The organism is Methylobacterium mesophilicum SR1.6/6 (genome assembly GCF_000364445.2).
Lineage (GTDB): Bacteria > Pseudomonadota > Alphaproteobacteria > Rhizobiales > Beijerinckiaceae > Methylobacterium > Methylobacterium mesophilicum_A.
Genome location: NZ_CP043538.1, coordinates 297,626 through 320,725, shown reverse-complemented (window position 1 = coordinate 320,725; position 23,100 = coordinate 297,626). Strand labels below are relative to the sequence as shown.

The 23,100-nt window shown below is 68.2% G+C and carries 19 protein-coding genes; 11 read left to right on the top strand and 8 right to left on the bottom strand.

Annotated features, from left to right (window positions below; translation table 11 throughout):
• Positions 1-192 precede the first annotated feature (192 nt).
• The 3 genes from MMSR116_RS01540 (at position 193) to MMSR116_RS01530 (ending at position 2,667) form a co-directional block, all read left to right on the top strand.
• Positions 193-1,410, top strand: coding sequence for an MFS transporter (locus tag MMSR116_RS01540; RefSeq protein WP_010686711.1), 1,218 nt, complete (start codon positions 193-195; stop codon positions 1,408-1,410).
• A 329-nt stretch (positions 1,411-1,739) separates the two neighbouring features.
• Complete coding sequence (locus MMSR116_RS01535; protein ID WP_010686712.1) at positions 1,740-2,003, top strand: hypothetical protein; 264 nt, start codon at positions 1,740-1,742, stop codon at positions 2,001-2,003.
• Positions 2,004-2,466: 463 nt separating this feature from the next.
• A complete protein-coding gene (locus tag MMSR116_RS01530; protein ID WP_039894582.1) occupies positions 2,467-2,667 on the top strand; it encodes a hypothetical protein in 201 nt (66 codons plus the stop codon).
• A gap of 214 nt (positions 2,668-2,881) precedes the next feature.
• Here the strand turns inward: MMSR116_RS01530 and MMSR116_RS01525 are convergent, their stop codons facing one another.
• Complete coding sequence (locus tag MMSR116_RS01525; protein WP_039894583.1) at positions 2,882-3,397, bottom strand: hypothetical protein; 516 nt, start codon at positions 3,395-3,397, stop codon at positions 2,882-2,884.
• 426 nt (positions 3,398-3,823) lie between these two features.
• Between MMSR116_RS01525 and MMSR116_RS01520 the strand changes: the two genes are divergently transcribed.
• The 5 genes from MMSR116_RS01520 (at position 3,824) to MMSR116_RS01500 (ending at position 10,311) form a co-directional block, all read left to right on the top strand.
• Complete coding sequence (locus MMSR116_RS01520) at positions 3,824-7,684, top strand: glycosyltransferase (protein WP_244625586.1); 3,861 nt, start codon at positions 3,824-3,826, stop codon at positions 7,682-7,684.
• 89 nt (positions 7,685-7,773) lie between these two features.
• Positions 7,774-8,568 carry an ABC transporter permease gene (locus MMSR116_RS01515; RefSeq protein ID WP_010686717.1) on the top strand — a complete coding sequence of 265 codons (795 nt, stop codon included), beginning with the start codon at positions 7,774-7,776 and terminating at the stop codon, positions 8,566-8,568.
• Between the two features lie 214 nt (positions 8,569-8,782).
• The gene (locus tag MMSR116_RS01510; protein WP_010686718.1) at positions 8,783-9,124 is read left to right on the top strand and encodes a hypothetical protein; all 342 of its coding nucleotides are present in this window, start codon (positions 8,783-8,785) and stop codon (positions 9,122-9,124) included.
• Positions 9,125-9,181: 57 nt separating this feature from the next.
• Positions 9,182-9,934, top strand: a complete 753-nt coding sequence (locus MMSR116_RS01505) for an FkbM family methyltransferase (protein WP_010686719.1) — start codon at positions 9,182-9,184, stop codon at positions 9,932-9,934.
• A gap of 14 nt (positions 9,935-9,948) precedes the next feature.
• The gene (locus tag MMSR116_RS01500) at positions 9,949-10,311 is read left to right on the top strand and encodes a hypothetical protein (RefSeq protein WP_010686720.1); all 363 of its coding nucleotides are present in this window, start codon (positions 9,949-9,951) and stop codon (positions 10,309-10,311) included.
• 225 nt (positions 10,312-10,536) lie between these two features.
• Here the strand turns inward: MMSR116_RS01500 and MMSR116_RS01495 are convergent, their stop codons facing one another.
• From MMSR116_RS01495 to cysC, 6 genes are all read right to left on the bottom strand, one after another.
• Complete coding sequence (locus MMSR116_RS01495; protein WP_010686721.1) at positions 10,537-11,877, bottom strand: SDR family NAD(P)-dependent oxidoreductase; 1,341 nt, start codon at positions 11,875-11,877, stop codon at positions 10,537-10,539.
• Positions 11,878-11,900: 23 nt separating this feature from the next.
• Positions 11,901-12,149 (bottom strand): acyl carrier protein, encoded by a 249-nt coding sequence (locus MMSR116_RS01490; protein ID WP_010686722.1) that lies wholly within the window; start codon positions 12,147-12,149, stop codon positions 11,901-11,903.
• Positions 12,146-14,050 (bottom strand): HAD-IIIC family phosphatase, encoded by a 1,905-nt coding sequence (locus tag MMSR116_RS01485; protein WP_010686723.1) that lies wholly within the window; start codon positions 14,048-14,050, stop codon positions 12,146-12,148. Before MMSR116_RS01485 ends, MMSR116_RS01490 begins: the two co-directional genes overlap by 4 nt.
• 14 nt (positions 14,051-14,064) lie before the next feature.
• Positions 14,065-14,892: a WcbI family polysaccharide biosynthesis putative acetyltransferase gene (locus MMSR116_RS01480; protein WP_010686724.1), complete on the bottom strand. Its 828-nt coding sequence runs from the start codon at positions 14,890-14,892 to the stop codon at positions 14,065-14,067.
• Between the two features lie 511 nt (positions 14,893-15,403).
• Positions 15,404-16,378, bottom strand: coding sequence for a hypothetical protein (locus MMSR116_RS01475; RefSeq protein ID WP_158168491.1), 975 nt, complete (start codon positions 16,376-16,378; stop codon positions 15,404-15,406).
• A gap of 27 nt (positions 16,379-16,405) precedes the next feature.
• The gene (gene cysC, locus MMSR116_RS01470) at positions 16,406-17,149 is read right to left on the bottom strand and encodes an adenylyl-sulfate kinase (RefSeq protein WP_158168489.1); all 744 of its coding nucleotides are present in this window, start codon (positions 17,147-17,149) and stop codon (positions 16,406-16,408) included.
• Positions 17,150-17,649: 500 nt separating this feature from the next.
• Between cysC and MMSR116_RS01465 the strand changes: the two genes are divergently transcribed.
• A complete protein-coding gene (locus tag MMSR116_RS01465; protein ID WP_010686728.1) occupies positions 17,650-18,750 on the top strand; it encodes a methyltransferase domain-containing protein in 1,101 nt (366 codons plus the stop codon).
• A gap of 247 nt (positions 18,751-18,997) precedes the next feature.
• On the opposite strand, the gene MMSR116_RS01460 is transcribed toward MMSR116_RS01465, so the two are convergent.
• Positions 18,998-20,242, bottom strand: a complete 1,245-nt coding sequence (locus MMSR116_RS01460; RefSeq protein ID WP_010686729.1) for a capsule polysaccharide transporter — start codon at positions 20,240-20,242, stop codon at positions 18,998-19,000.
• Between the two features lie 255 nt (positions 20,243-20,497).
• On the opposite strand from MMSR116_RS01460, the gene MMSR116_RS01455 reads away from it, so the two are divergent.
• Both MMSR116_RS01455 and MMSR116_RS01450 read left to right on the top strand, forming a co-directional pair.
• Positions 20,498-21,151 (top strand): ABC transporter ATP-binding protein, encoded by a 654-nt coding sequence (locus MMSR116_RS01455; protein WP_010686730.1) that lies wholly within the window; start codon positions 20,498-20,500, stop codon positions 21,149-21,151.
• A 217-nt stretch (positions 21,152-21,368) separates the two neighbouring features.
• Positions 21,369-22,799, top strand: coding sequence for a phosphomannomutase (locus MMSR116_RS01450; RefSeq protein WP_039894591.1), 1,431 nt, complete (start codon positions 21,369-21,371; stop codon positions 22,797-22,799).
• Positions 22,800-23,100: the final 301 nt, after the last annotated feature.

Sequence of the window (23,100 nt, the reverse complement as noted above, 5' to 3'; positions counted from 1 at the left end):
TCAATCGGCTTCTACATCACCGCGAGTCTTCAGGCTGGCAGCCATTCTATACCGATTGGCATGCCGTCGAGATACAGACGGGCGCCGCTCGATATAGAGCCGCCCGACCTGACCAAACCTGGCCCTCCCGGTTTGACCTCTCGTGCCGGCTCGCGGGCACGGGGAAGCCGTCCGTCGAAACCAGAGCCTCCGATGCCTGACGCCCCCACGTTGACCACCCAACGCGCGTCCTTTGCCCAAGCCGGCCCTTCGAACGTCCTCAGGCTGGCCATCGCACAGGCGCTCGCCGGGGCGAACTCCGTCGTCGTGTTCTCGACCGGCGCGATCGTCGGCAACATGCTGGCGCCGAGCAAGGTCCTGGCGACGCTACCGATCTCGATCTTCGTCGTCGGGATGGCCGCCTGTTCGCTCCCGGCCGGCAGCATCGCCCGCCGCTACGGTCGCGGCGCGGCCTTCATGTGCGGAACGAGTTGCGGGGTGCTTGTCGGGCTGCTGTCCACGCTCGCCATCCTGACAGCCGATTTCTGGCTGTTCAGCGCGGCCATGTTCTTCGGGGGGGCCTACGCCGCCGTGGTCTTCTCCTTCCGCTTCGCCGCGGCGGAGTGCGTCCCGCCGGAGCGGCGACCGCGCGCGCTGTCCACCGTCATGGCGGGCGGGATCTTCGCTGGGGTGATCGGCCCGCAACTCGTCACGCACACCATGAACCTGTGGCCGCCCTACCTGTTCGCCGCTACTTTCCTGGCTCAGGCGGCAGTCGCCGCACTGGCGGCCGTCGTTCTCGCTGGCGTCCGCCTGCCACGCCCCGCTGCGGACGTTCTCGACGGTGGGCGGCCGCTGGCCAGGATCCTGGCTCAGCCGCGCTTCATCATCGCGGTGGTCTGCGGCTCGGTGTCGTACCTGCTGATGAACTTCGTGATGACGGCGGCGCCGCTGGCCATGCACCTGTGCGGCCATGCGCAGGCGGACGCAAACCTCGGCCTCCAGTGGCACGTGATCGCCATGTACGGCCCGAGCTTCTTCACCGGACGGCTGATCACGCGCTTCGGGGCGCCCAGAGTTGTGGCGGCCGGCCTGACACTGACGGGCGCGGCTGCCGTCGTCGGCCTAGCGGGCGTGGACGTCGCGCATTTCTGGCTGGCCTTGATCCTTCTCGGCTTCGGCTGGAACTTCGGCTTCGTGGGGGCCTCGGCGATGGTGCTGGAATGCCACCGGCCCGAGGAACGGACGCGGGTGCAGTCGGTCAACGACTTCATCGTCTTCGGGATGGTGGCCGTCGGCTCGTTCTCGTCCGGAGGTCTGCTCACGAGTTACGGATGGGACACGGTCCTCTGGGTCTCGTTCGTGCCGCTGGCTCTTGCGGCTTCGGCGCTGGTGTTGATGTCCGTGCGAGGTGCACGCCGACTGGCTTGAGGCGGCTGAACGGCGGCCGCAACCGCTTCGGGCCGACGTCGTAGAGCGGCCGACGTATGGCGGGTCTTGAGAAGCGCCGATGGTTCCCCGGGACCGCGAAAGGTCCCCCTAGGAAAGGCGGCTCCGCGTGAGTTGCTCTGCACTCGCCGTGTCGCGGCCGCATCGTCCTCGAACGCATGGCTGCGCCCTGTCGCAAGTCGTCGGGCGAAGGCTGCGCCGGATCGTAGCGCGAGTGGCTCGCGATCGCGCCCTTCGCGTGGGAACGGTTCGCCCGTGCCCGCCGTCTCTGGTCCGTGGTCGGCAACATCCCGACACGAGGGAGGCATTTTATGGTTCGCAAATCCATGTTGGCTGCGTTCGGCGCGCTGACCCTGGCCGTCGGAGTCGTCGGGGCCACCTCGCCCGCCATGGCGGATCCGCCATGGGCCAGGGGTGAGCGCGGTTTCCGTCACGGTGGCCCACCGGCCTGGGCCCCAGCGCACGGCTATCGCCGCCACCGCGAGTTCGGCGGCTACGGCCGCCGGGACGTGCGCATCTACGAAGGACGTCGTTACGGCGGTTACAACGGCTACGGCGGCTACGGTCGCTACTGAGCCGCTCGCGCCCAAGAGACGGGTCCGACAGCGTCGGCAGATTGGAGGTCCTCGTACCTCAGAGGCGTCCGGCCGGTCGCACCGTGGCGTGCGGCCGGATCGGCGCCTCACTCTGTCGCGAAGATCCGGCAGGATGCCAGAGGGATGCCCGAACGGTTTCGGCCTTTCGAGCGTTCCTGGTGCCTCACTACGATGAGGCGCCGGGAGGGTGCCATGCGCACTTGGAGGACGATGGATCGGGCCCCGCACGATGGGCGGTGGATCATCGCCATCAACCGTGACGAGCCCGACCAGCGCGCCATCATCCGCTGGGATCCCAAGCACGCCGACGATGCAGCACCTTGGCACGTCGCCTCGTGCGAGCACAGCTACCGCACCGACGCGTTCACCCACTGGATGCAGTTCCCCGACTGCCCACCCGTCGAGGACAGGAGCGCAGTCCGGCAAGTCGAAGGAGCCCACGATGGCAGCGGAAGCCCTCGCAGTCCTCTCCCTGCAGATTGAGAGTTGCCCTGAGGACCCCTCGCGCTATCGCTGGGTCATCCGCGATCAGGACTGCATCCTCCGGCAATGCCTCTACTCGTTGCCCGACGAGCAGACGGCGCTCAGTCAGGGCGAAGCCGCGCTCCAGGAAATGGCCGCTCTGTGGCGTGACGCGCAGTGAGGTGCGAGAACCGGCGGTGCTGTTCGTGACGGGGTCGGCAGCAGGATAGGGGCCGAATTGGCTGCGCGATCCCTGCCCGCTTTCAAGAAGGGCGCAGATGCGCCGTTACGGCAAGGTCGAGTCGATATCAGCATGGCGGCTCTTCCGGTAATTTTTCTACACAGCGGCCATTCTGCTTTCATCCAGCTGAAGACAGCTGAACAGGTACTCCCGCTCACTCCGCGGCTTCGGCATCGGGGTGGGTGTCGTCGGCGGCGGCAGACTCGTCAGCCGGATCCGCCTCCTCCGATGCCGCATCGACGGTGAAGAAGTCGCCGTTCCGGACCGCCTCGCCGCCCGTCACCATCATGCTCAGGTAAGTGTTGAGGGTGTTGGGCGCGACATCAGGCAGCCGGTCGGCGATCTCGGCGTGCGACAAGCCCTGTGGGCCCGCGCTGGCAAGGAGGGCCTTCAGGCGTCCCTTGGCCGAATTCGCTCGCGGACCGCGAGCCCCGCGCCGGCCACCCTGGGCGGAAGCGGCACGATCGGCAGCCGGAGCCCGTCCACCATCCGATGCGTGCAGGCGCGCGGTGTCCTCCAGCGGAACCCCCTCCACGATCGAGGTCAGGGCAGCCTCGGCTGCGCGCAGCTTCGTGAGTTCGGCCGCGATACGATCGTAATCGTTCTGAAGAGCGGCTCGGCGCGCCCGAACGTCAACGAGAGCCTTCGTAAGGGTGTTATCCTCAGCCATGGAACGATCCCGCCACATCAAGTCGTTGTCGTCAGGCATAGGTCATAGGCCCCTCGCAGCGTCAACAGCGCCGCGGATTGGCGCCGGCTCGGTACAATCGGGCAGGCCATGCACCGATGTTTACGACCTCGGCGCGCTCCGATAGGGCAGGAGGCAACCGACGTGGCGCCTCGCCCGGCGCACGTGACTGTCTTGAACGCAACCCCGCGAACGCATGCGCACACGGGCACGAGCTTCCAATGCAGCGAGCGGCAAGATCCACGCTCCGGCCCGGGCGCATCGCTCGATTCCAGGCGTGGTTGACGGGCGAGACAGGCGTGTCGGTGACGGACTAGGAGTCGAAACGACCGGCGCGACGCGCTGCGACGTGAGTGCGGTGCCTTGAACAAACTCCACGGCTTGTATCGAAGCTGGGCGAGCGCTGGCTTGATCCGCGCGGGCAGCAGCGCCGTCGCCATCCTCGCGGGCCCCAAAGGCCTTCTGCCGGCGAACGATATCGCCTCCGCGCCAGACCAGATCGCCGCGCTGGCGCCGTACTTCGACGCGGACTTCTACGCGAGTTGGTACGGCATCACGGCCGATCCGGTGCGCGACTACCTCGTCCACGGCTGGCGCGAGGGCAGGGACCCGCGCCCCGACTTCTCGTCCGCCGCCTACCTCGCCGAGCACCCCCACCTGGCCCCGGCCGGCATCAACCCCTTCCTCCACGCGCTCGCGCGACACCGCCGCAAGGGGACGTCCACCGGGGAGGGCGCCGCCTATCCCCTGGCCCCGCGCGACACGCGCCAGATCGCGCGCCTCGCCCGCCGCCTCGTCGACGGCGCCTTCTACCTCGCCGGCAACCCCGACATCGCCGCAGCCGGCGTCGACCCGGCCGACCACTACATGGCGTCGGGCTGGCGCGAGGGCCGCGAGCCCGCACCGCAGTTCGACACCCTGGCCTACTGCCTGACCCGCGGCCTCACCTTCGCCACCCAGAACCCGCTGGTGCACTACGTCCTCCACGGCGGACCCGCCCGGCCGGACCCGGCCGAAGCGCTGGCGCTGCGGCTCGGGACGCTCGCGCCCCACTTCGACGCCGCCCACTACCGGCGGGGCCTCGCCGAGCCCCAGGCCGAGGCGCTGGCGGGCGCCTCGGACGACGCGCTGCTGCGCCACTACGTGACCGAAGGCTGGCGGGCGCGGGTCAGCCCGCGGCCGGACTTCGACCCGACCGGCTTCGTGCAGGCGCGGGCCGGCAGCCGGGCGGTGGCGGACGACCCGTTCTTCCGCCACGTCGCCGAGGCGCGGCTCACCGGGGCGGAGCCGTTTGCCGGGCCGCAGCGTCTGAACCTGCCGGCGGTGGACGAGGGCTGGTACCGGGCGACCTACCCGGATGTCGGCGGGATGGCGCCGTACCTGCACTTTGCCGGCGCGGGCTGGCGGGAGCTGCGCGACCCGGGGCCGGGCCGCTCGACGCTGGCGGCGCTGCTGCGCGTGTGCGGGTTGCGGCCGGCGCGGGCGCCCGTCGAAGACACGGGCTGGCTGGGGGCGATCGGCCGGGAGGCTGTGGACCGGGAGGCGCTGCTCGCCCTGCAGGCGCGGCTGGTGGCGGGGGCGTTCGACCACGGCTTCTACCGGGCGCGCTACGGGCTCTCCGAGGAGGCCGACGCGGTGCGCGACTACTGTGACACCGGCTGGAGGAAGGGCCGCAACCCCAGGCCGGACTTCAACGGCTGGGCCTACCGCGCGCATCATCCCTACGTGGAGGCGACGGGGATCGCGCCCTTCGTCCACTTCCTGGCCACCGCCCTGCTGCGCGGCGCGGATGTCGCGGATGCCGGCTTCGATCCACGCTACGGTTCACCGCCCTCCGCGGAGGATGCGGCGTTGTTCGAGCAGGCGCGGCAGATCGAACCCCTCTTCGACGCGCCCTGGTACCTGAAGCGCTATCCCGACACCCGCGGCTTCGAGAACGGTCCCGTCATCCACTTCCTGTCCCACGGGCAGGAGGAGGATCGAGACCCGAGCAAGGCCTTCTCGACTCGGTTCTATCGTCGCGCCTACGGCCACCTGTTCGCCCCGGGCGAGTCGCCGTTCCTGCACTACGTGCGCACCGGCCGGGACGCCGGGCTGATGGCCGCCCCCGAGGATCTCGGCGCCTACCCGCCCATGACGGCCCCCGCGCCGCAGGACTGGGACGGCCTGCCCCAGGCGCTCCCCATCGCCGACGCCCGCGTGCTGGTCATCGTCCCCGTCTACAAGGGACGCGGCGAGACCCTGCGCGCCATCCACGCCTGCCTCTCGGCCCCCCAGGCGACACCCTTCGCCCTGCTCGCCGTCAACGACCGATCCCCCGACCCGCAGCTCACCGCAGAGCTGGCAGAGCTGGCCCGCCGCGGCCTGTTCCACCTCGTCGAGAACGAACACAACCTCGGCTTCGTCCGCTCGGTCAACCGCGCGCTCGGCCTGCGCCAGGGCCGCGCCGTCGTCCTGCTCAACTCCGACGCCCAGGTCCACGGCGACTGGCTCGACCGCCTCGTCGCCCACGCGGAAGCTGAGGACGCCCGCCCGCCCGTGGCCAGCGTCACGCCTTTGTCCAACAACGCCACGATCTGCTCCTACCCGCGCTTCAACGCCAACAACACCATGCCGCTCGAGATCGAACGGCCCGAGCTCGACCGCCTGGCCGCGCAGACCAACCCCGGCCAGGCCGTGCCCGTGCCCACCGGCGTCGGCTTCTGCATGCTCATGACGGCGCAAGCCCTCGACGCGGTCGGCACCCTCGACGCCGAGGCCTTCGGCAAGGGCTACGGCGAGGAGAACGACTGGTGCCTGCGCGCCATCAAGGCCGGCTTCGTCAACCTGCTCGCCGAGGACGTGTTCGTCTACCACGCCGGCCAGATCTCCTTCGGGCTCGATGAGGGCGGCGAGTACGACCAGGGCCAGGCCGCGCTGCTGGCCAAGCACCCGGACTACCCGGCCCGCGTCGGCCAGTTCGTCCAGGCCGATCCCGGACGGCGCGGGCGCGCCCGCCTCGACCGCGCGCGGCTCGCCCGCCACTTCGCCGGCCGGGCGCTGCTGTTCGTCACCCACGCCTGGGGCGGGGGCATCCAGCGCCACATCGACGACATGATCGCGCAGGCGCGTGCCGAGGGCCTGAGCGTGGTGCTGCTGCAGATCGACCGGACCCGCAACCTCGAGGTCCACGTCTCCTACCGCAGCCCCGAGTTCCTGTACCTGCCCAACCTCGACAGCCTGTACCTGCCGCGCGACGCCGCGGAGCTCGCCGGCTTCATCGCGGCGCTGGCGCCGGTGCTGATCCACGTGCACTCGCTGGCGGGCCTGCGCTGGGCGGCGGCGGGCGCGCTGATGGACCTGGTGGCGGGCTCCGGCCGACCGTATGCCTGGACGCTGCACGACTACTCGCCGGTGTGCCACCGCAACCACCTGGTGCAGCCGGACGGGCGCTACTGCGGGCTGGCGCCGGTGGCGGAGTGCCGGGCGTGCCTGGCGTCGGACGCGGAGGGGTTCGAGGAGCCGGACCCGAGGGCGCGGCGGGCGGCGTTCGGGCGGTTCCTGGCGGGCGCCACGCGGGTGTTCGCGCCGTCCTGCGACACGGCCGGGCGGATCCGGGGGGTGTACCCGGATCTGGCGGTGACGGTGCGGCCGCATATCGAGCCGGAGCGGTCGGTGCGCGACACCACCCTGCAGAGGCCCGGACGGATCCGCCGCGTCGCCGTGCTGGGCGGGGTCAGCATGCCCGAAGGCGGGCTGCTTCTGCAGGCGCTGGCAGCGGATGCGCGCCGGCGCGACCTGCCCCTGACCTTCGCGATCGTGGGCTTCTCGGACCCGACGCTCACGGGCGGCCTTGAGCGGGCAGGGGTCTTCGAGACCGGGCGCTTCTCGACTGACGATCCGACCCTCGATCGTGTGGCGCGGGCAGCCCTTCAGATCGCAGAGACCGGCCGGCATTGGGAGGACGCGGAGATCCTGGATCGCGTGCCCTACGTCTCGGCCGACATGGTACTGCTGCCGGCGATCTGGCCGGAGACCTACGCGTACGCGCTGACGCTCGCCCTGCGCACCGGCCTGCCGGTGGTCGCCTTCGACCTCGGCGCCCAAAGCGAGAGGCTACAGGCTTATCCGAACGGTCATCGCCTGCCGCACGCCCTCGCCGCCGACCCGTCGGCCGTCAACGACCGGCTGCTCGCCGTCGACGTCTCGCCTGCCGGCCGGCGTTCCGAGCCGATCCAGGCCGCCACATACGACAGCCTGATGGGCGACTATTACGCAATCCGGGCCTGACAGCCGCTCCCGGCGCACCGGCTCCCCCGTCAACGCACTTTGGCCCATTTTCTCGCCGAAGCAGGCGGGGAAACTCCAGAGGTCGATCCATGGCTGCCCTTCCGTCGGCTCAGGCAGAGAAGACTCCGGTCGAGTCCTATCTGCACGTGCTGCACGCCCTGATGCTGCGGGACATGCGAACGCGGTTCGGCGCCTCGATCTGGGGCTACGGCGTGGTCGTGCTCTGGCCCTGTGTGCACGTCTTCATGCTGATCGCGATCTACACCTTCCAGAAGATGGCGGCCCCGCTTGGGGACAACCGGGCCCTGTTCTTCGCCTCGGGCGCCGTCCCGGTTCTCGTCTTCCAGTACATCTCCCGCGAGGTGATGAAGGCGGTGATCGCCAACCGTCCGCTGACCTACTATCCGCAGGTCAAGCTGTTCGACGTCATCCTGGCCCGCATCCTCGTGGAGATCGTGACCGGCTTCCTCGCACTGGTCGTCGTCGCCTCCGTCCTCGTCGTCATCGGCAGCGATCCGATTCCCGCTGAACCCATCACCGCCATGTGCGGCTATCTCGCCGCCATCCTCCTCGGGATCGGCATCGGCACCATCAACGTCGCGATCATCGGGTTCTTCCCCGGCTGGCTGATCGGCTACGCGCTGTTCAGCATCATCCTGTACGTGTCCAGCGGCGTCATGTTCCTTCCGAGCTACATGCCCGAGAAGATATACTATTGGATGAAGTACAACCCGGCCATGCAGCTGGCGGAATGGGTGCGCTCCGCCTACTATCCCTATGCCGGCATCCAGGTCGACTGCCTCTACGTGATCATGTTCGCACTGACGACCGCCAGCATCGGCCTGCTTCTGGTGAAGCACGTCGTGGCCAAGATACAGGCGTGAACGGAAGCCGCGCGGTCGTCCCGCTCCGCGACGAACGCGCGGCCTCGCTCGGTTCTCGAGCGGTCTTGGCCGGGACGGTCCTGCTGTCCAACGGCCCGCGACCGCCGATTGCCACCACGATGTCAGGCAGCCGATAGGAGCCTGAGGAATCGCGCTCTTGAAATCCTCGGTCTCCTCCGGGGGAATGCCGTCCGCCCCAGGCCTACACACGCGTATGACAAAGAAACCCGTCCACGACATCGAAACGAAGTACATCCGCCAGATCCAGCGGCAGCAGCTCGAACTGGCGCTGATCAAGGCCGAGCGCGACGCGGCCCTGCGCGATCGGGAGGTGGCTCAGGCCCGATCCCAGGCGATGGGAACGCTGGTCGACGCCCTGGCCGGCAGCCTGCGCCCCTTCGGGTTCGACCGGAAGCGCTTCCTGGCCGCGATCCGGACGGCGGCGCGATCCATCCCGGACCACGGCCCCGCCGCCCTCCAGCACACGGTCCTGCTCGAAGGCTCGAACAGGCTCCTCGGGCGCATCGCCTCGCCACTGTCATCGGCGCGCGACTGACCGTCGCGACCGTCCGCGCCGCCGATCAATCCCACTCAGAGGCTGGAGCCGAGGATCATGGACGTCGAACTCCTGACGATGTTCAACGCCGTCATCGCATTCAGGGACAACCTGGACGCCGGACCCCACATCCTCAGCTCCGAGCTCGACTTCCTGTCCTTCGCCACCCGGATGGCACCGCTGTCCAACGCGCAGCTGCTGCAGGATCTCTGGGTCCTGTACGAGCTGAAGGAGAAGCGGAACGGCTACTTCGTGGAGTTCGGCGCCTGCGATGGCATGAGCCTCAGCAACACGCTCCTCCTCGAGAAGACGTATGGCTGGCAGGGTGCCCTCGCGGAGCCTTCTCGGGCTTGGCACGAGGCGCTGTACAGGAACCGCGACTGCTACATCAGCGACAAATGCGTCTACAGGACCGACGGCGCCGAGGTTCAGTTCAACGAGGTGGATATCGGCGAGTTGTCCGGCATGAAGGACCTCGTGGAGAGCGACTTCCACGCGCATTTCCGGCAGGAGGGACGGCAGTACAGCGTCGAGACGATCTCCCTCGCGCGGTTCCTCGCGGAGGCGCGGGCGCCGAAGCGGATCGACTACATGAGCATCGACGTCGAGGGCGGTGAGTTCGACGTGCTGCAGAGCTTCGATTTCTCGCGCCACGACATCGCTTTGATCAGCGTCGAGCATAATTTCTCGGGAACCCGCGAGAAGATCTACGATCTGCTCACCGGCCACGGCTATCGCCCGCGGTTCCGCCAGTTCTCCCTGTTCGACGATTGGTACGTGCGGCCCGACCTCATCGTCGCGCAGTCCTGACCGGAGCGCCCCCCTTGTCCGCGAGAGCCGCCCTCGAAATCCTGGATTCGACGTTCGACCTGTTCAAGCAGATGGGCAGCGGCATCGCGCTCGACCTGCAATGGCTCGAGATCGCCCGGCGGCTCCAGATGGTTCGTGACGAGGCGCACTGGACGGCCGACGCCGCCTTTGTGGCGACCAAGCTGAAGGCGCACGCGGCCTATTACGCGATGAATTACCAGCCCGATCGCGACTCCGAGCGCGTCCGGACCGCGAACGCCGCCATGCTCGACAAGGTGGTCGAGCACTATTCCGTCCTGCGTGCGCATCTCGAGCAGCACCTGACCGCCGCCGATCTGGCCGGGCCTGAGGCCGCGGGCGACACGGGTCCCGATTGAACGCTCCGGTCGACGCGTCCCATCCGTCATCCCGAGCGCAGCGAAGCGACCCAGGGCAGCGCAACCTCGGCTGGGATCGCGCCACTGGATTGCTTCGCTGCGCTCGCAAGGACGGCGGCGCCAAAGGCATCAACTAGATACGGTAGCCTCCTCCACCGAGATGGCTCGCCCCAGGGCGGGCGACCGGTTCGCGCGGGTGGGGCAGGGGGCGCCGTCCCGCCGTCCTCAGGCGAGGCTCTGGATGGCCGCCAGCATCTCGTCGACCGCCGAGCCCGTCTCGACCGGCTGGACGCTCGACGTCTGATCGGTCTGCAGGCGCGGCAGCCGGCGCACCTGCGCGCGCACGCCCTTGAGGAGCCGGGGCAGGTCGGCGCAGAGCACCTCGCCGGCCGCCTTGGCCATGGCGTACTCCGTCATGTTGGCCGGCCGGCTCTCGACGGCGACGCTCGACGGGTAGAAGACGCCGATCGGGTGATCCCCGGTCCGGCGCAGGGCCTCGCAGACCTCGTAGAAGCTGCGCACGTAGAAACCCATCATCTCGTCGAGGAGGGCGAGGTCCAGCGCCTTGCCGCGCTTCCCGAAGATGAACGGCGTCGCGAAGTAGAAGAGCCGATCGAAGGCACGGCCCGCGGGGAGCTGGCCGGCGATGGGCTGCCGCACGTCGAGGCGGATGACGTCGCAGGCGCCGCCCGCGGCGCGGACCTCCTCGGCCACCGCCGCGGCCTCGGAATCGCCCATGGCGTAGGTGATCGTAACCGCGGCGCCACCCAACGCGAGCAGCTTCGCGGTCAACTCGCCGAGCCCCCGCGAGCCGCCGACCACCAGGGCGGACCGCCCGGCGAACGCATCGGCCGCCACCAGTCCCCGCAGATCCGCGACGCCCGGCTGCGCCACCGGCGGCGCCCGCCGGAAGGCCTCGACCTGCCCGCGCAAGGCCGGGCCGAGCACCGCCAGGGTGACGAGGTTGAAGCGCTCGTCGTCGCGAACCACGCCGAACCGCATGGTGTCGCCGCGCTCGCTGTCCTGACGCGCCACCGCGAAGCCGCGGAAGATGGAGTGCAGGCCCGGTTCCACCATGCCCACGAGCTGAGAAAGACCCGCGAGATCGGCGAGCATCCCGGCCCCGAACGCGGCGGCCGCCCGCGGGAACGCGGCCTCAAGCGCGGAAGCCCGCGCCGCACGGTCGAAGACATGCCCGATGGCCTCGGCGGCGACCGGCGCCCCGCCTCCGGATCCGATGTCGATGCGGGTGACGACCGCGTCGCCGACGACGATGTCGAACGCGGGGCCCGCGCCGCCGCGGCGGCCGGAGTGAACCTCGCAGCGGTCACCCACGTAGATCATGCGGTCGAAGCGCACCGTCAGCGTTTCCAGCCCGGCCAGCGTCGCCCCGGCGCCGGCGTCCAGCGCCCACAGCACGGCGTGCACCCCGTGCACCACCACGCGCCCCGCCTGCGTCCGCCGGGCCGCCTTCGCGTCGAGGTGCATCGGGTTGGAATCCCCCGACAGCGCCGCGAAGGCGTGCTGATCGTCGAGGGTGAAGGTACGCGCGGCGATGGCGGCCAAGGCCGAACCTCGGAGCTGGGGGTTCAGAGTTTCGGGTTCTTGGACCGGATCAGGTCGACCAGGGCGCCGATGCTCGTCAGCTTCTCGATCTCGGCGCTGGTCATGCGAACGCCGAACCGCTCCTCGGCCGCGAGCAGGATGTTGATGTGGCTCGACGAATCCCAGCCCTCGACGTCGTCGGCCGTGGTCTCCGGCGTCAGCACGATCGTATCGTCGGCGAGGAAGTCGCGGAAGATCTCGGTCAGGCCGGCGTAGATTGCGTCGTCGGTCATCGGTCCAGCTTCACCAGTTGCATCGGGAGATCGGGGCGCTGACGGCCGCCCAGGTCGAGCCGCCAGTGCGTGGTGCCGTCCTCGGCTTCCTCCGCGAGGCGGAACCCGAGTTGCTCGTAGTGGCCGCGCACCATGCCGTTCTTCGGGGTCGGCCGGTACGCGCCGACTAGCGCCGTGGCGCCCAGCCGCTCGGCCTCGGCGGCGATGACCTCCAGCGTCGCCTCCTCGACCCGCCGCTTGAGCACCCGGCAGCTCATGAGCCACGTGTCCAGGACGAGCTCGGCGCCGCGCCTGAGGCCGATCACGACGGCGATGAGGCCGTTGTCGCCGAAGCGGTCCGTCAGGCGGAAGTGGAGGCCGACCGCCTCCGGGTCGGCCATGAGGGCGCGGATCTCGTCCTCGCCGTAGCGCTTCGTCGTCAGGTTGAACTGATTGGTCTTGTTGATCAGCTGCACGATGCGGGCGAGGTTCGTGGTGTCGAAATGCGACCACGCCAGCACCATGTCGAGGCTGCGCAGGTAGGCGGCGATGTCGGTCGCGCCGTCGAGGGCCGCCTCCCGTTCGGCGTTCTGCCGGTACTGGGCGGTGCGGTCGCGATCCTCCTCGGTCAGGACCACGCCCTCGAAATAGCCGGCATCGGCGAGGCATTGCGGGACCAGGGCCGGATCGTCCGGCACCTCCGGGACCGCCACCATCGGGAGTTCGGTGCGGACGAGGTTGCGCTCGAAGGGGTTGTCGTCGACGAAGACGAGGCTGTCGAGCCCGATGTTGAGCCGCCGGGCGATGGCGCGGATGTTGGCGGCCTTGTCGTCCCAATTGGCGACGAAGCAGGCAATGTCCTTGCGGCGCAACGCCATTTCCGGATGGCTGTCGAAGGGGGCCAGCGCGTTCGCCTCGTCGTTCTTCGAGCAGACAGCCAGGAGGATGCCGCGCCGGGCCTGATCGAGGCCGTAATGCTGGAGCGCCAGGAAGGCCTCGCCCAAAGCGTCGCCGTTGCCGATGACGATGCCGTCGAGCCCGTCGTCGCCGACCACCCCGCCCCAGAGGGTGTTGTCGAGGTCGAACACGAGGCACTTGGCCGACAGGCCCTGCCGCGCGGCCAGGATCCGGGCGACCCATTCGCCGTAGAGCGGCGAGACTGTCGGCGAGACCTCCTGCTTGGCCCGGTGCCAGAGCACGGGATTGTGCCAGGCCGCGATCCCGTACCGGGCGGCGCCGTCGTCGACGGCGACGAGGTCGACGCCGGCCGCGTCTGCCCGGTCGCGGATCAGGGCGTTCAGGCGCGTCACGGCGCGGTGGCGTGACCCGGGCATCCGATGCTCGTTGCTGCCGAACAGGGCCGGGAAGACCGGCAGCACGGTCTGCTGCAGCACCCGGCAGCCCAGTCGGTCCTGGGCGGCGCGCCAGCAGCGCGCGAGTCCGTCCACCGAGCGGGCCACCGCGTCGTCCGCGGCCTGGAGATCGGCGAGATCCCGCACGCCCTGCGTGAGATGGTGCGCGTCGAGGGCGAACAGGACAGTGTCGGCCCCGAACGCCCGGAGTTCCGGGCTCGGATCCTCGAGTTCCTGCCTGTACTGGCCATAATCCGGCTCATACAGCGCGAGCCAGATCCCGCGGCGCAGGGCGGCGACCCGCAGGGCCGGGAAGAGATGCGTCTGCGTCGCCGAGCCGAGGACCGCGAGCCGCACCGGCCGCGTGGTCAGATGCGCGGGTGCCTCCGGAAACAGCTTCAGGAGCGCGGCGTTCACCCGAGCCGTCTGGACGAAGTCGAGCCGCGTCCGCGCCAGGGCGACGAGGCTCGACCACGCGCGCTGGCGGTCGCCGTCCGCCAGGGCGGCCGCGACGCGGTCGCGCCAGTCGTCCGGCGGCGGCGGCAGCCAGGTGAGGTCCTCGGCCTTCATGGCGGATCCGCCGCTCAACCGAGGATCTGGATGTAGTGCTTCACGTACTGCTCCCAGGTGACCTGCCCGAGGGGTGCGTAGGTATAGACCCGCTCAGGCGTCGCCCATTCCAGTCCGAGTTGCTCCGCCACGCGGGGATGGACCGGGACCTGCATGGTCGACCAGCCATCGACGGCCCCGGGCTGCGGCCTGACATCGGGAAGATCGAGCTTCGCGCAGCAATACCCCATCAGGGCGGCGTACAGGAGGCCGCTCGGGTGACCCAGCCAGTGGAAGAGCTGGTCCGTCCGGGTCTGTTCCCGCACGTACCGGCCAAGCTGACATTCGAAGATGCTGTCGATGTGGGTCAGCATCTCGTCTTCCATCTCGAGGAGACGAGTGAAGTTCCGGTTGATGCCGGACGCCTTCAAGTCGCGATAGGCGATGAAGCGCTCCTCGGGATCCGGAACGTCGGTTCTCAGCTTGCCGAGGAGCCCGTCGGGGAACCGGATGAAGCCGGCTTTGGCCGCGTCGGCCTCGGCGAGGGCGTCACGCCCGTACACCAGCCCGTCGAACGGCCACAGCGCCCGCCGCATGAGGTTGGGATAGCCGAAGCACCGGACGCCGCTGGGAACGTGCTCCTCCTTGAATCGCTCGGCCTCGGCGATGTTCTGGATGAAGACGGCATGCGCGTCCTGCGCGATCTGCCTGATCTCCGGAGAGGGGATCGGCGTCGCGTGCAGGGCCAGATGATGGAACTCGAAGTCACCGCGCAAAGCATCCAGGGCGGAGAATGCCAGAGACAGATCATGCGCGTTGCAATTTCCGACGAACAGAACCTGCTTCCGGATTGTCTGAGCCATACCCACGCGCGCCGATATTCAGCGGAGACAAGCTGCTTGTCCCCTGTCGCGACCTGGATCGCGCCAAGTTCCGCCTACGATTACGACAGATATCCCGGTTCGAACCATGGAAGCACTATCACAATGGCTCGACTGGAACGAATTCTTCACCGTAGAAGCGTTCCACGCTGAAAGCAACCTGGATCCAGGATCGCCGATCAACCGACATCCCGGCGGCACGCCCGGGCCGCAAAGACTTGTTCGATGGCAAGCGAGAGTGGTGCGCTGCTTCGAGCACGAGCAGCGGAGTCAGAGATGGATGCGGTGGGGTAGCAAGAACGGAGGCGGCGTGCCACCCCGGAATTGCGCAACAGCTTCCGCGAACGCTTCCGCGGGTCGCGTCTGGTCGCGACCCGCGGGCACCCAACCTTACCCTCGCCACAGCTGTCCCGATGCCGCAGGTGTGACGATCCCCGTCGCGGCTCCCGGCCGCTCGATGCTCCATCGCGACCCGGTCGGCGACCGTGGTCTATCAGCGTTTCGGACAGCTGAAGGCCGCATTCTGGAGTGCGAACGCGCGCATTTTGTCGATCAGGGCAGGATGGGCCGCCCAGACATCCGGATCGATGTAGGAATACAATCGTTCTCGCACCTCGAACAGCTGACCGCCATCGAAGCCTTCAATCCGATCGCCCCAGCGTGAAATCAGCATCTCCTCAATCGTCGAGAACGCGCTGCGGCTGTAGTTCAAGCTGAAATTCCGTGTGAAGGCGCTCGATCGCTCAGCGAATTCGGTCCGCACGTCCAAGTAATCCGGCGCCTGAACGACGCCTGATCCCCAGAACCCTTGCCTGTTCCAGAAGCGCATCATTTCGCAATCGATATAATCGTAAGATGGATTGCTGAACGCCAGCGCTTCGGCTGGCAGATCGAGAGCGAGGAAATCGGAGGCGAATTGCTTGGCGACGTCGGAGACGCGGTCGTAGCGGACGATCCTGATGGCATCCCGGCCGAAGAAGGATGCCCAGCCCTTCAACAAGGTGTCCGGGACGAGCAGGTGCAGCTGAGAGGGTGCGAGCACGCAACCGAATGCGAAATCCGGCAGGGTGCGAACACTCCCATGCTTGACCGTTTCCTGCCACCAGGATTGCAAGAGCGAAAGAATATCGCGTTGATAATATGCGATCGTGACGCGCGCGTCGGGAAGCGCGTCTCGCAGGCTTCGTATCCCCGAGGCCGGCAGATAGCACAATTCCTCGCTGGACAGGACACACAAGCCTTCCACGGTCTTGAGAACGGCCAGCATCCTCTGACAGGCCGGCCGCTCAGGAGAGCAGGCCGATTGCGCGAACGTGTGCTGCCCGATCTCGTCGCCGCAGAGCAAGGGATATGTAAAACCGCAATCCTCTTTGCTGGACTGAGACAACAACATTTTCTGGATGGATGTCGTTCCGGTCTTGTGCGGACCGACGTGGATTACGAGATGAACTCTTTCACCGAAAGCCATGCCGATACAATATTCTCAGAATCAAGATCATATTCCTGATGAGGATAGGCTACTCACTTGCGCATTGACTGATTTGGCCGATGGGTTGCGCTGGGCGCTTAACCGCAGCAGGACGTCAATCAAGGGTTGTGCCGAGGCGGCGACGTGGCGGCCCGCCGTGGCCAGGACCAGATCCGGCCCCAGAGGTGCTTCGTAGGGTGCGGAAACACCGGTGAAATTGGGGATCTCGCCGGATCTCGCGCGAACGTAGAGGCCCTTCGGATCTCGCGCCTCGCAGAGCTTCAGGGGCGTATCGACGAAGATTTCGAGGAAGGGAATATCGCCTGCCGTTGCCCGTGCCGCGTCTCGCTCCACACGGAATGGCGAGATCAGCGAGACGATTGTCACGAGGCCAGCCTCTGCCATGAGTCTCGCCACCTCTGCGGTCCGCCGAATATTCTCGATGCGATCGTCTTCAGTAAAATTGAGATCTTTGTTGAGGCCATGTCGGAGATTATCTCCATCGAGCACCATGGTGGCGCGCCCCGCGCCGGTCAAAGCACGATCGACAGCCATAGCGATCGAAGACTTGCCTGCACCGGACAGTCCGGTAAGCCATGCGATGACGGGCCGCTGACCAAGCGCGCGCCAACGAGACTCGCGCGGCTGCAGGGTCTGCCAAGTCAGATTGCGATCATCGCTTGCGCCGCCCGGCTGTTTCAAAGCTTGCCTCTCGATGCCTTTGACCTTGAGGGAGAGCGTACACGATTTCGTGATCGACGGTGTAACCACAACGCCACGTTGAAGGAAGTTTTACCGGGAGCGGGCCGCGCCGGCCCGCCGCCACCATCCGGATCACCTCGATGGCGCTTCCATTATTACATTCATTAAACGCGTCCGCAGCTATGACAAGTAAATTTGCCTTTTGTTCGCTCGTAAATCATCGATTGTTGATCGCCCAGCGCTAACAAAATCGTGATGACTGTTCGCGCCGTTGGTGCCGGGCCGATAATCTCGTCCAGCATTTCCTCACGATTTGAACGGGCATTCGGTCCGCGAGGTCATGCCACGATCGAACGCGGTCCAGGCAGATCCCTCAACCTGCGTGATGGTGTCTGCGGTTTCCGGAGGGTCGCGTGCGTCTGTACGCTGCAGCAGGGAACGGCGCGGCCTGTGCCGTCCCCCGTTCTGTCGCGCCACGGCTGCACGACGCGCAGTCGAGCCATACGCGAAGCCCCGTGACCTGCACGGGCTGTTTGTGTACCTCCCACCGCAGCTAGGAGTGGGTGTGCATGGACCGGACACGACGCCTTCTGCGATCGCTGACCAAGGATGCCCGCCTCGTCGAGGTCGGGCCGAGCTTCAACCCGCTCGCGCCGAAGCGGGACGGCTGGAACACCTTCGTCATCGATCACGCGTCCCGCGACAATCTCGTGGCCAAGTACACGGCCCACGAGGGCGTCGACACGGCCCGGATCGAGGAGGTGGATTTCGTCTGGCAGGGCGGCTCCCTGGCGGATGCGGTGCCCGTCGATCAGCACGGCACGTTCGACGCCTTCATCGCCAGCCACGTCATCGAGCACACCACCGACGTGGTCACCTTCCTCAAGGCCGCCGAGACGCTGATCCGGCCGGACGGGGTCGTCATCCTCGCGGTGCCGGACAAGCGGAAGTGTTTCGACTTCTATCGCCATCCCTCCAGCACGGGCGATGCCCTGGCCGCCTTCCTGGAGAAGCGCTCCCGCCACGACGCCCGCACCCACTTCGAGGCCGTGATGCGGACGGTCCACAAGGGCGGCGCACCGGGCTGGCGTGTCGACGATGTCCGGGAGGGTGTCCTCTCCATGCCGTTCGATCAGGCGCAGGCGCAGCTCGGCCTCGCCGCGCGGCCGGAATACGTCGACGCCCACAACTGGATCTTCGTGCCGTCGAGCTTCCGACTGATGCTTCTGGAACTGGCGGCGATGGGCCACCTGGATCTGCGCGTCGAGGAGATCGCCGAGGCGGAAGCCACGGAGTTCTACGCCTGGCTGCGCAAGGGCAGGGAGCCGATCGGGGCCGCCGAACTCCAGGTCGCGCGCAGGAACCTGATGGATCTGACGATCCTGGAACTGTCACAGCAGTTGAGACAGCTGCCGGCCGCGCTGGACAGCCGGGACCATCCGGCAGCCCCGTTCTTCGACCAGATCAAGGAGGCGGATTTCCGCGTGGAGGCGATGCAGATCGTCCTGTCCGCCGTTCTGGCCAGCACCGGCTGGGGCGGCCTTGATCGCAGGAAGTTCAGGACCCTGATCGCCGAAGCGAGCCGGTCGATCCCCGATGACGGTCCCGCCGCCGTGCAGCACGTCGTCCTGCTGGAGGAAGCGCGCAAGGTTCTGGGCTCCGAAGAGTAGCGACGGCTCGTCGAGGGACGCGGCGGATCTGCGGTCGCGCCCGGATACGGGATTGTTTCAAGCCTTGATCCGACGGGCGATCCGCGGCCGTCCCGCTTTCCCCCGGCCGATCGCCGCGCCGGCCCGACGATCCCGAAGAGCGTGGCCACCGACGGCGCGCCTTCGCCGGTCCCGCGGTCTCCGGCCGGTGCGCAGACCCGCGCCAGGGCGGTCGCCCCCGCCCTACGAGCCGGCCAGAGCGCGCCCCTTAGCTGACCATGAGCTTGCGCGCGAACAGCGCCGCCGCGAACAGCACGGCCGAGCCCGCGGTGATCAGGCTGATCATCAGGGCTCTCCGCGGCTCGGTGGAGGATTCCGCCTTCACAGGCACGACGACCGGGCTGAGATACTCGACCTGACGCGCCGCGATGATGCGCGCGTGCTCGTTGGCCTTGCGCACCGACTCGTAATATTTTTCCGCGCTCTTCCGCTCGGTCTCGAGGGCCTCGAACTGCGTGAGCGCGCTCGAGAGCTGGCGCTTCTGCTCCGGCGCGGCGCCGGCGCTTTCCCGCTGGAGGCGCGCGATATTGGCATCGAGATCGGCGATCTGCTGCTTGATGTCGATGATATTGCGGGCGGCCGGGCCGAGATCGCGCTGCCCGACCGCGAGCTGGACCGCGAGGTTCACCCGCGTGTTGCGCAGCTGCGCGATCGTGGCGAGATTGGCCTCATTGGATTTCACGGCGTCGAGTACGCCCGCCCGGTTGCGCAGATCGGTCAGGGCCGCGCTGATCGTGCGAACGCGCTCCTCGGCGCGCGTCAGCTCGCGCGCGCTCTCGGCGACGGCATCCTCACGCGCCCGGGCACTGAGGCCATTCACCATCGCGTCGGCGGCCTTCAGGATGGCCTGGGTGATGGCCAGCGACTCGCCCGGATCGAACGCCTCGACCGAGAGCCACATGATTCCTGAGGTCGAATCGACATCGACAGCCACCCGGTGGCGCCAGTAGCGCAGGCGCTTCTCGATGGGCTTATCGGGGTTGAGGCGGGAGAAGTAGTCGATGCTGTCGCGGCTGAACCAGTCACGGACGGGCAGCTCAGCCTCGATCGCCTCCAGCAACGGCCGGCTGTGGACATATTCCAGCGTGATCAGGCTGTCCTGGGCGATCGTCGAGCTCACGGTGCCGGCATTGGTCCCCACTTCGTCCGGCGCGGCCTTCTCGGCCGAGCCGACCGCCGGCCGGATCGCGAACTGGGTCTCGGTGACGTATCGATCGGAGACGATGAGGCCGTAATACAGGGCGCCGAGCGCGACCGGCAGCACGAAGCAGATCACGAACAGGATCGGCATCCACGGGTCGTCCTTGACGTGGCTCTGATAGGACCGGACACCTTTCTTCCGGTCCATCACGCTCGTCAGGCGCGTGAACTGCTGCAGCGCGTCGGTGATCGCCCGCTGCCGGTCCGAGACCTTGAGCGGCTTACCCCCGGTTTGCCGGATCTCCATGTTCATCGTCTGCTTCCCGGCTTCAGCGGCTTCGGACGGGGTCGCGGACCCGCTCGGCCCGCGATCATGGCGGCGCCGAGGCCTGCGAAGCCTCTCACACCGCCAGACGGCAAAAGCATGTCCGTGGGGGTCCCGGCGCCGCGGCCCGGGATGGCCCGGGACTGGCCAACAGGAGGAAGCCCCCAAGTTTGGCCACCTTCGCGCGCTAGCGCGGCGCCGAGGGCCGTCGATGGCCTGCCGTGTGTCGGGAGAGCGGTCCCCGTGATCCGTTTCGAGAAAGTCACCAAGATCTACCGGACCAACGGTCACCCGCGCATCATCCTCGACCAGGCGTCGTTCACCCTGAAGCCGGGCATCTCCTACGGCATCCTCGGCATCAACGGCGCCGGCAAGTCGACCACGATGCGCCTCATCGCCGGGACCGAGGACGCCTCGAGGGGGAAGATCCGCCGCGACCGGCGCGTTTCCTGGCCGCTCGGCTTCGCGGGCGGCTTCCATCCGAAGATGACGGGGCGCGACAACGTCATGTTCGTCGCCCGGATCTACGGGGAGGACCCCCGCAAGGTGCTCGATTTCGTCGAGGATTTCTCGGAACTCGGCAGCTACCTCGAGGCGCCGATCTACACCTACTCGTCGGGCATGGGCGCGCGCCTCGCCTTCGGCATGAGCATGGCGATCCCGTTCGACTGCTACCTGATCGACGAGATCACCTCGGTGGGCGACGCCCGCTTCTCCAAGCGCTGCGACGAGGTCTTCGCCCAGCGCTGCAAGAACGCCGACATCATCATGATCTCGCACTCGATGGAGACGATCCGCCAGTGGTGCACCCACGGCCTCGTCCTGCTCAACGGGCGCGCAATCGTCTACGAGGACGTCGACGACGCGATCGAGGTGTACAAGCGGCTCAACGCCTGACGGCCCCGTCCGGGGCGGCCGGTCGTTCGTGGGCCGCCACGGGGTCACACGCCGGGAGCCGCGGCGCGCGCCTGCGCGGCGCAAAGGCCTCCGCCGGAACAGGGGCAGCCACCGCCCGCACCGCCATCCGTGATCGTCCGGGCGTTGTGATGGCGCACGATTCGCGGCATCAATCGCCGCGGGGCGCGTCGCTGCGCCGGGGGTCAGCGGGAACGCCGTGAGCAGTCTGAAATTCGGCACGAGTGGCTTGCGGGGTCTCGTGACCGATCTCGTCGGTAGGCCGAGCTACCGCTATGCCTGCGCGTTCTTCCGGTCGGTCCCTGCGGGGGAGGGCGGTCGCACAGTCGTGATCGGGCGCGACCTGCGCGACAGCTCCCCGGGCATCGCCGCGACGGTGGCGACCGCCGCCGCAGCGTGCGGTTTCGCGGCGGTCGATTGCGGCGCCCTGCCGACCCCGGCCCTCGCCCTCGAAGCGATGCGGCGCGGTGCCCACGCGGTGATGGTCACGGGTAGCCACATCCCCGAGGACCGCAACGGCCTGAAGTTCTACCGCCCTGACGGCGAGATCACCAAAACCGACGAGGCCGCCATCCTCGCCGCCCTGGAGGCGGTCGCGGACACCGATGCGGCGACGGCAACGCCAGCCCCCGCCACGCCGGAGCCCGACGCCATCGCGCGCTACCGTCGACGCTACGGCGAGGCCTTCGTACCCGAGATCCTGAAGGGTTTGCGGATCGCGGTCTATCAGCAGAGTTCGGTCGCGCGCGATCTCCTGACGGACCTGCTCGGCCAGTTCGGCGGGGCGGTGACGCCGATCGGCCGATCGCAGACCTTCGTCCCCATCGATACCGAGGCGCATCGGCCAGAGGACATCGCCTTCATCCGCGACGTCATGGCTTCCGGCGCGTTCGACGCGCTCGTGACCACCGACGGGGACGCCGACCGCCCCCTCATCGCGGACGGTGCCGGCCGGATCCTGCGCGGCGACGTGCTCGGCCTCATCACCGCCCGGTTCCTCGGCGCCGACACGGTCGTGGTCCCGGTCACCGCCGGCTCGGCCCTCGAGCAGTCCGGCGGCTTCAAGAAGGTGGTGCGCACCAAGGTCGGCTCCCCCTTCGTCATCGCCGGCATGGAACAGGCGCGGCGGGCCGGGTCCGGTCCTGTCGTCGGCTTCGAGGCGAATGGAGGCTTCCTGCTCGGATCGGACGTCACGATCGGCGGCCGGGTGCTTCCGGCCCTGCCGACGCGGGACGCCCTGCTGCCGATCCTGGCCACGCTGGCCGCGGCGCGGGCCGCGGGCCGCTCCCTGGCCGAACTGGTCCTGTCGCTCGATGCCGGGGAGATGGCGAGCGACCGGCTCCCCAACACGCCGTCGGAGCGCAGCGGCGCATTCCTGGATCGCCTCCGCGACGAAGGGTTTCGCATCGCCTTCCTGAGGCCGGTGGGTTCGCCGGGTTCGGTCGATCAGCAGGACGGCATCAGGATCGAACTCGACGGCGGGCGGACCATCCACTTCCGCGCCTCCGGCAACGCGCCTGAGCTGCGCTGCTACGCGGAAGCCAAGTCGGCGCAGGAGGCTCAGGATCTCGTCCGGTGGGGGCTGACGGCAGCCGCCGCAGCCATGGTGGAGCAGGCCGGCCCAGCGTGAGATCAGCGCGACGCAGCCCAAGCCACGACGCGCGGTAGGCGGCGCGCATCGCCGCCGATCCGTGCGCCGGCTCACGCCAGCGACACGTCGGTCTCTGCGAGGTCGGTCCACGGATCGGCCGGACCCTTGATCGAGCGGCCGCGGACGTCGCGCCATCGCGGCGTTATCCGATCAGCGGACATTCGGCTCGCGCGTTCGAAAGCCACCGCGCAGGCGGATCTCCGCTTTAACGAAGGCCGGGAGCCCCATCTTGGTCGGCGGCGACGTGGACACTCACAGCTCTCGGGGAACCGGCTGGACA

Coding starts and splice junctions, on each gene's coding strand:
- MMSR116_RS01540 (WP_010686711.1), top strand. CDS start 193: ATGCCTGACGCCCCCACGTTGACCACCCAACGCGCGTCCTTTGCCCAA.
- MMSR116_RS01535 (WP_010686712.1), top strand. CDS start 1,740: ATGGTTCGCAAATCCATGTTGGCTGCGTTCGGCGCGCTGACCCTGGCC.
- MMSR116_RS01530 (WP_039894582.1), top strand. CDS start 2,467: ATGGCAGCGGAAGCCCTCGCAGTCCTCTCCCTGCAGATTGAGAGTTGC.
- MMSR116_RS01525 (WP_039894583.1), bottom strand. CDS start 3,397: ATGGCTGAGGATAACACCCTTACGAAGGCTCTCGTTGACGTTCGGGCG.
- MMSR116_RS01515 (WP_010686717.1), top strand. CDS start 7,774: ATGGCTGCCCTTCCGTCGGCTCAGGCAGAGAAGACTCCGGTCGAGTCC.
- MMSR116_RS01510 (WP_010686718.1), top strand. CDS start 8,783: ATGACAAAGAAACCCGTCCACGACATCGAAACGAAGTACATCCGCCAG.
- MMSR116_RS01505 (WP_010686719.1), top strand. CDS start 9,182: ATGGACGTCGAACTCCTGACGATGTTCAACGCCGTCATCGCATTCAGG.
- MMSR116_RS01490 (WP_010686722.1), bottom strand. CDS start 12,149: ATGACCGACGACGCAATCTACGCCGGCCTGACCGAGATCTTCCGCGAC.
- MMSR116_RS01485 (WP_010686723.1), bottom strand. CDS start 14,050: ATGAAGGCCGAGGACCTCACCTGGCTGCCGCCGCCGCCGGACGACTGG.
- MMSR116_RS01480 (WP_010686724.1), bottom strand. CDS start 14,892: ATGGCTCAGACAATCCGGAAGCAGGTTCTGTTCGTCGGAAATTGCAAC.
- MMSR116_RS01475 (WP_158168491.1), bottom strand. CDS start 16,378: ATGGCTTTCGGTGAAAGAGTTCATCTCGTAATCCACGTCGGTCCGCAC.
- MMSR116_RS01465 (WP_010686728.1), top strand. CDS start 17,650: ATGGACCGGACACGACGCCTTCTGCGATCGCTGACCAAGGATGCCCGC.
- MMSR116_RS01460 (WP_010686729.1), bottom strand. CDS start 20,242: ATGAACATGGAGATCCGGCAAACCGGGGGTAAGCCGCTCAAGGTCTCG.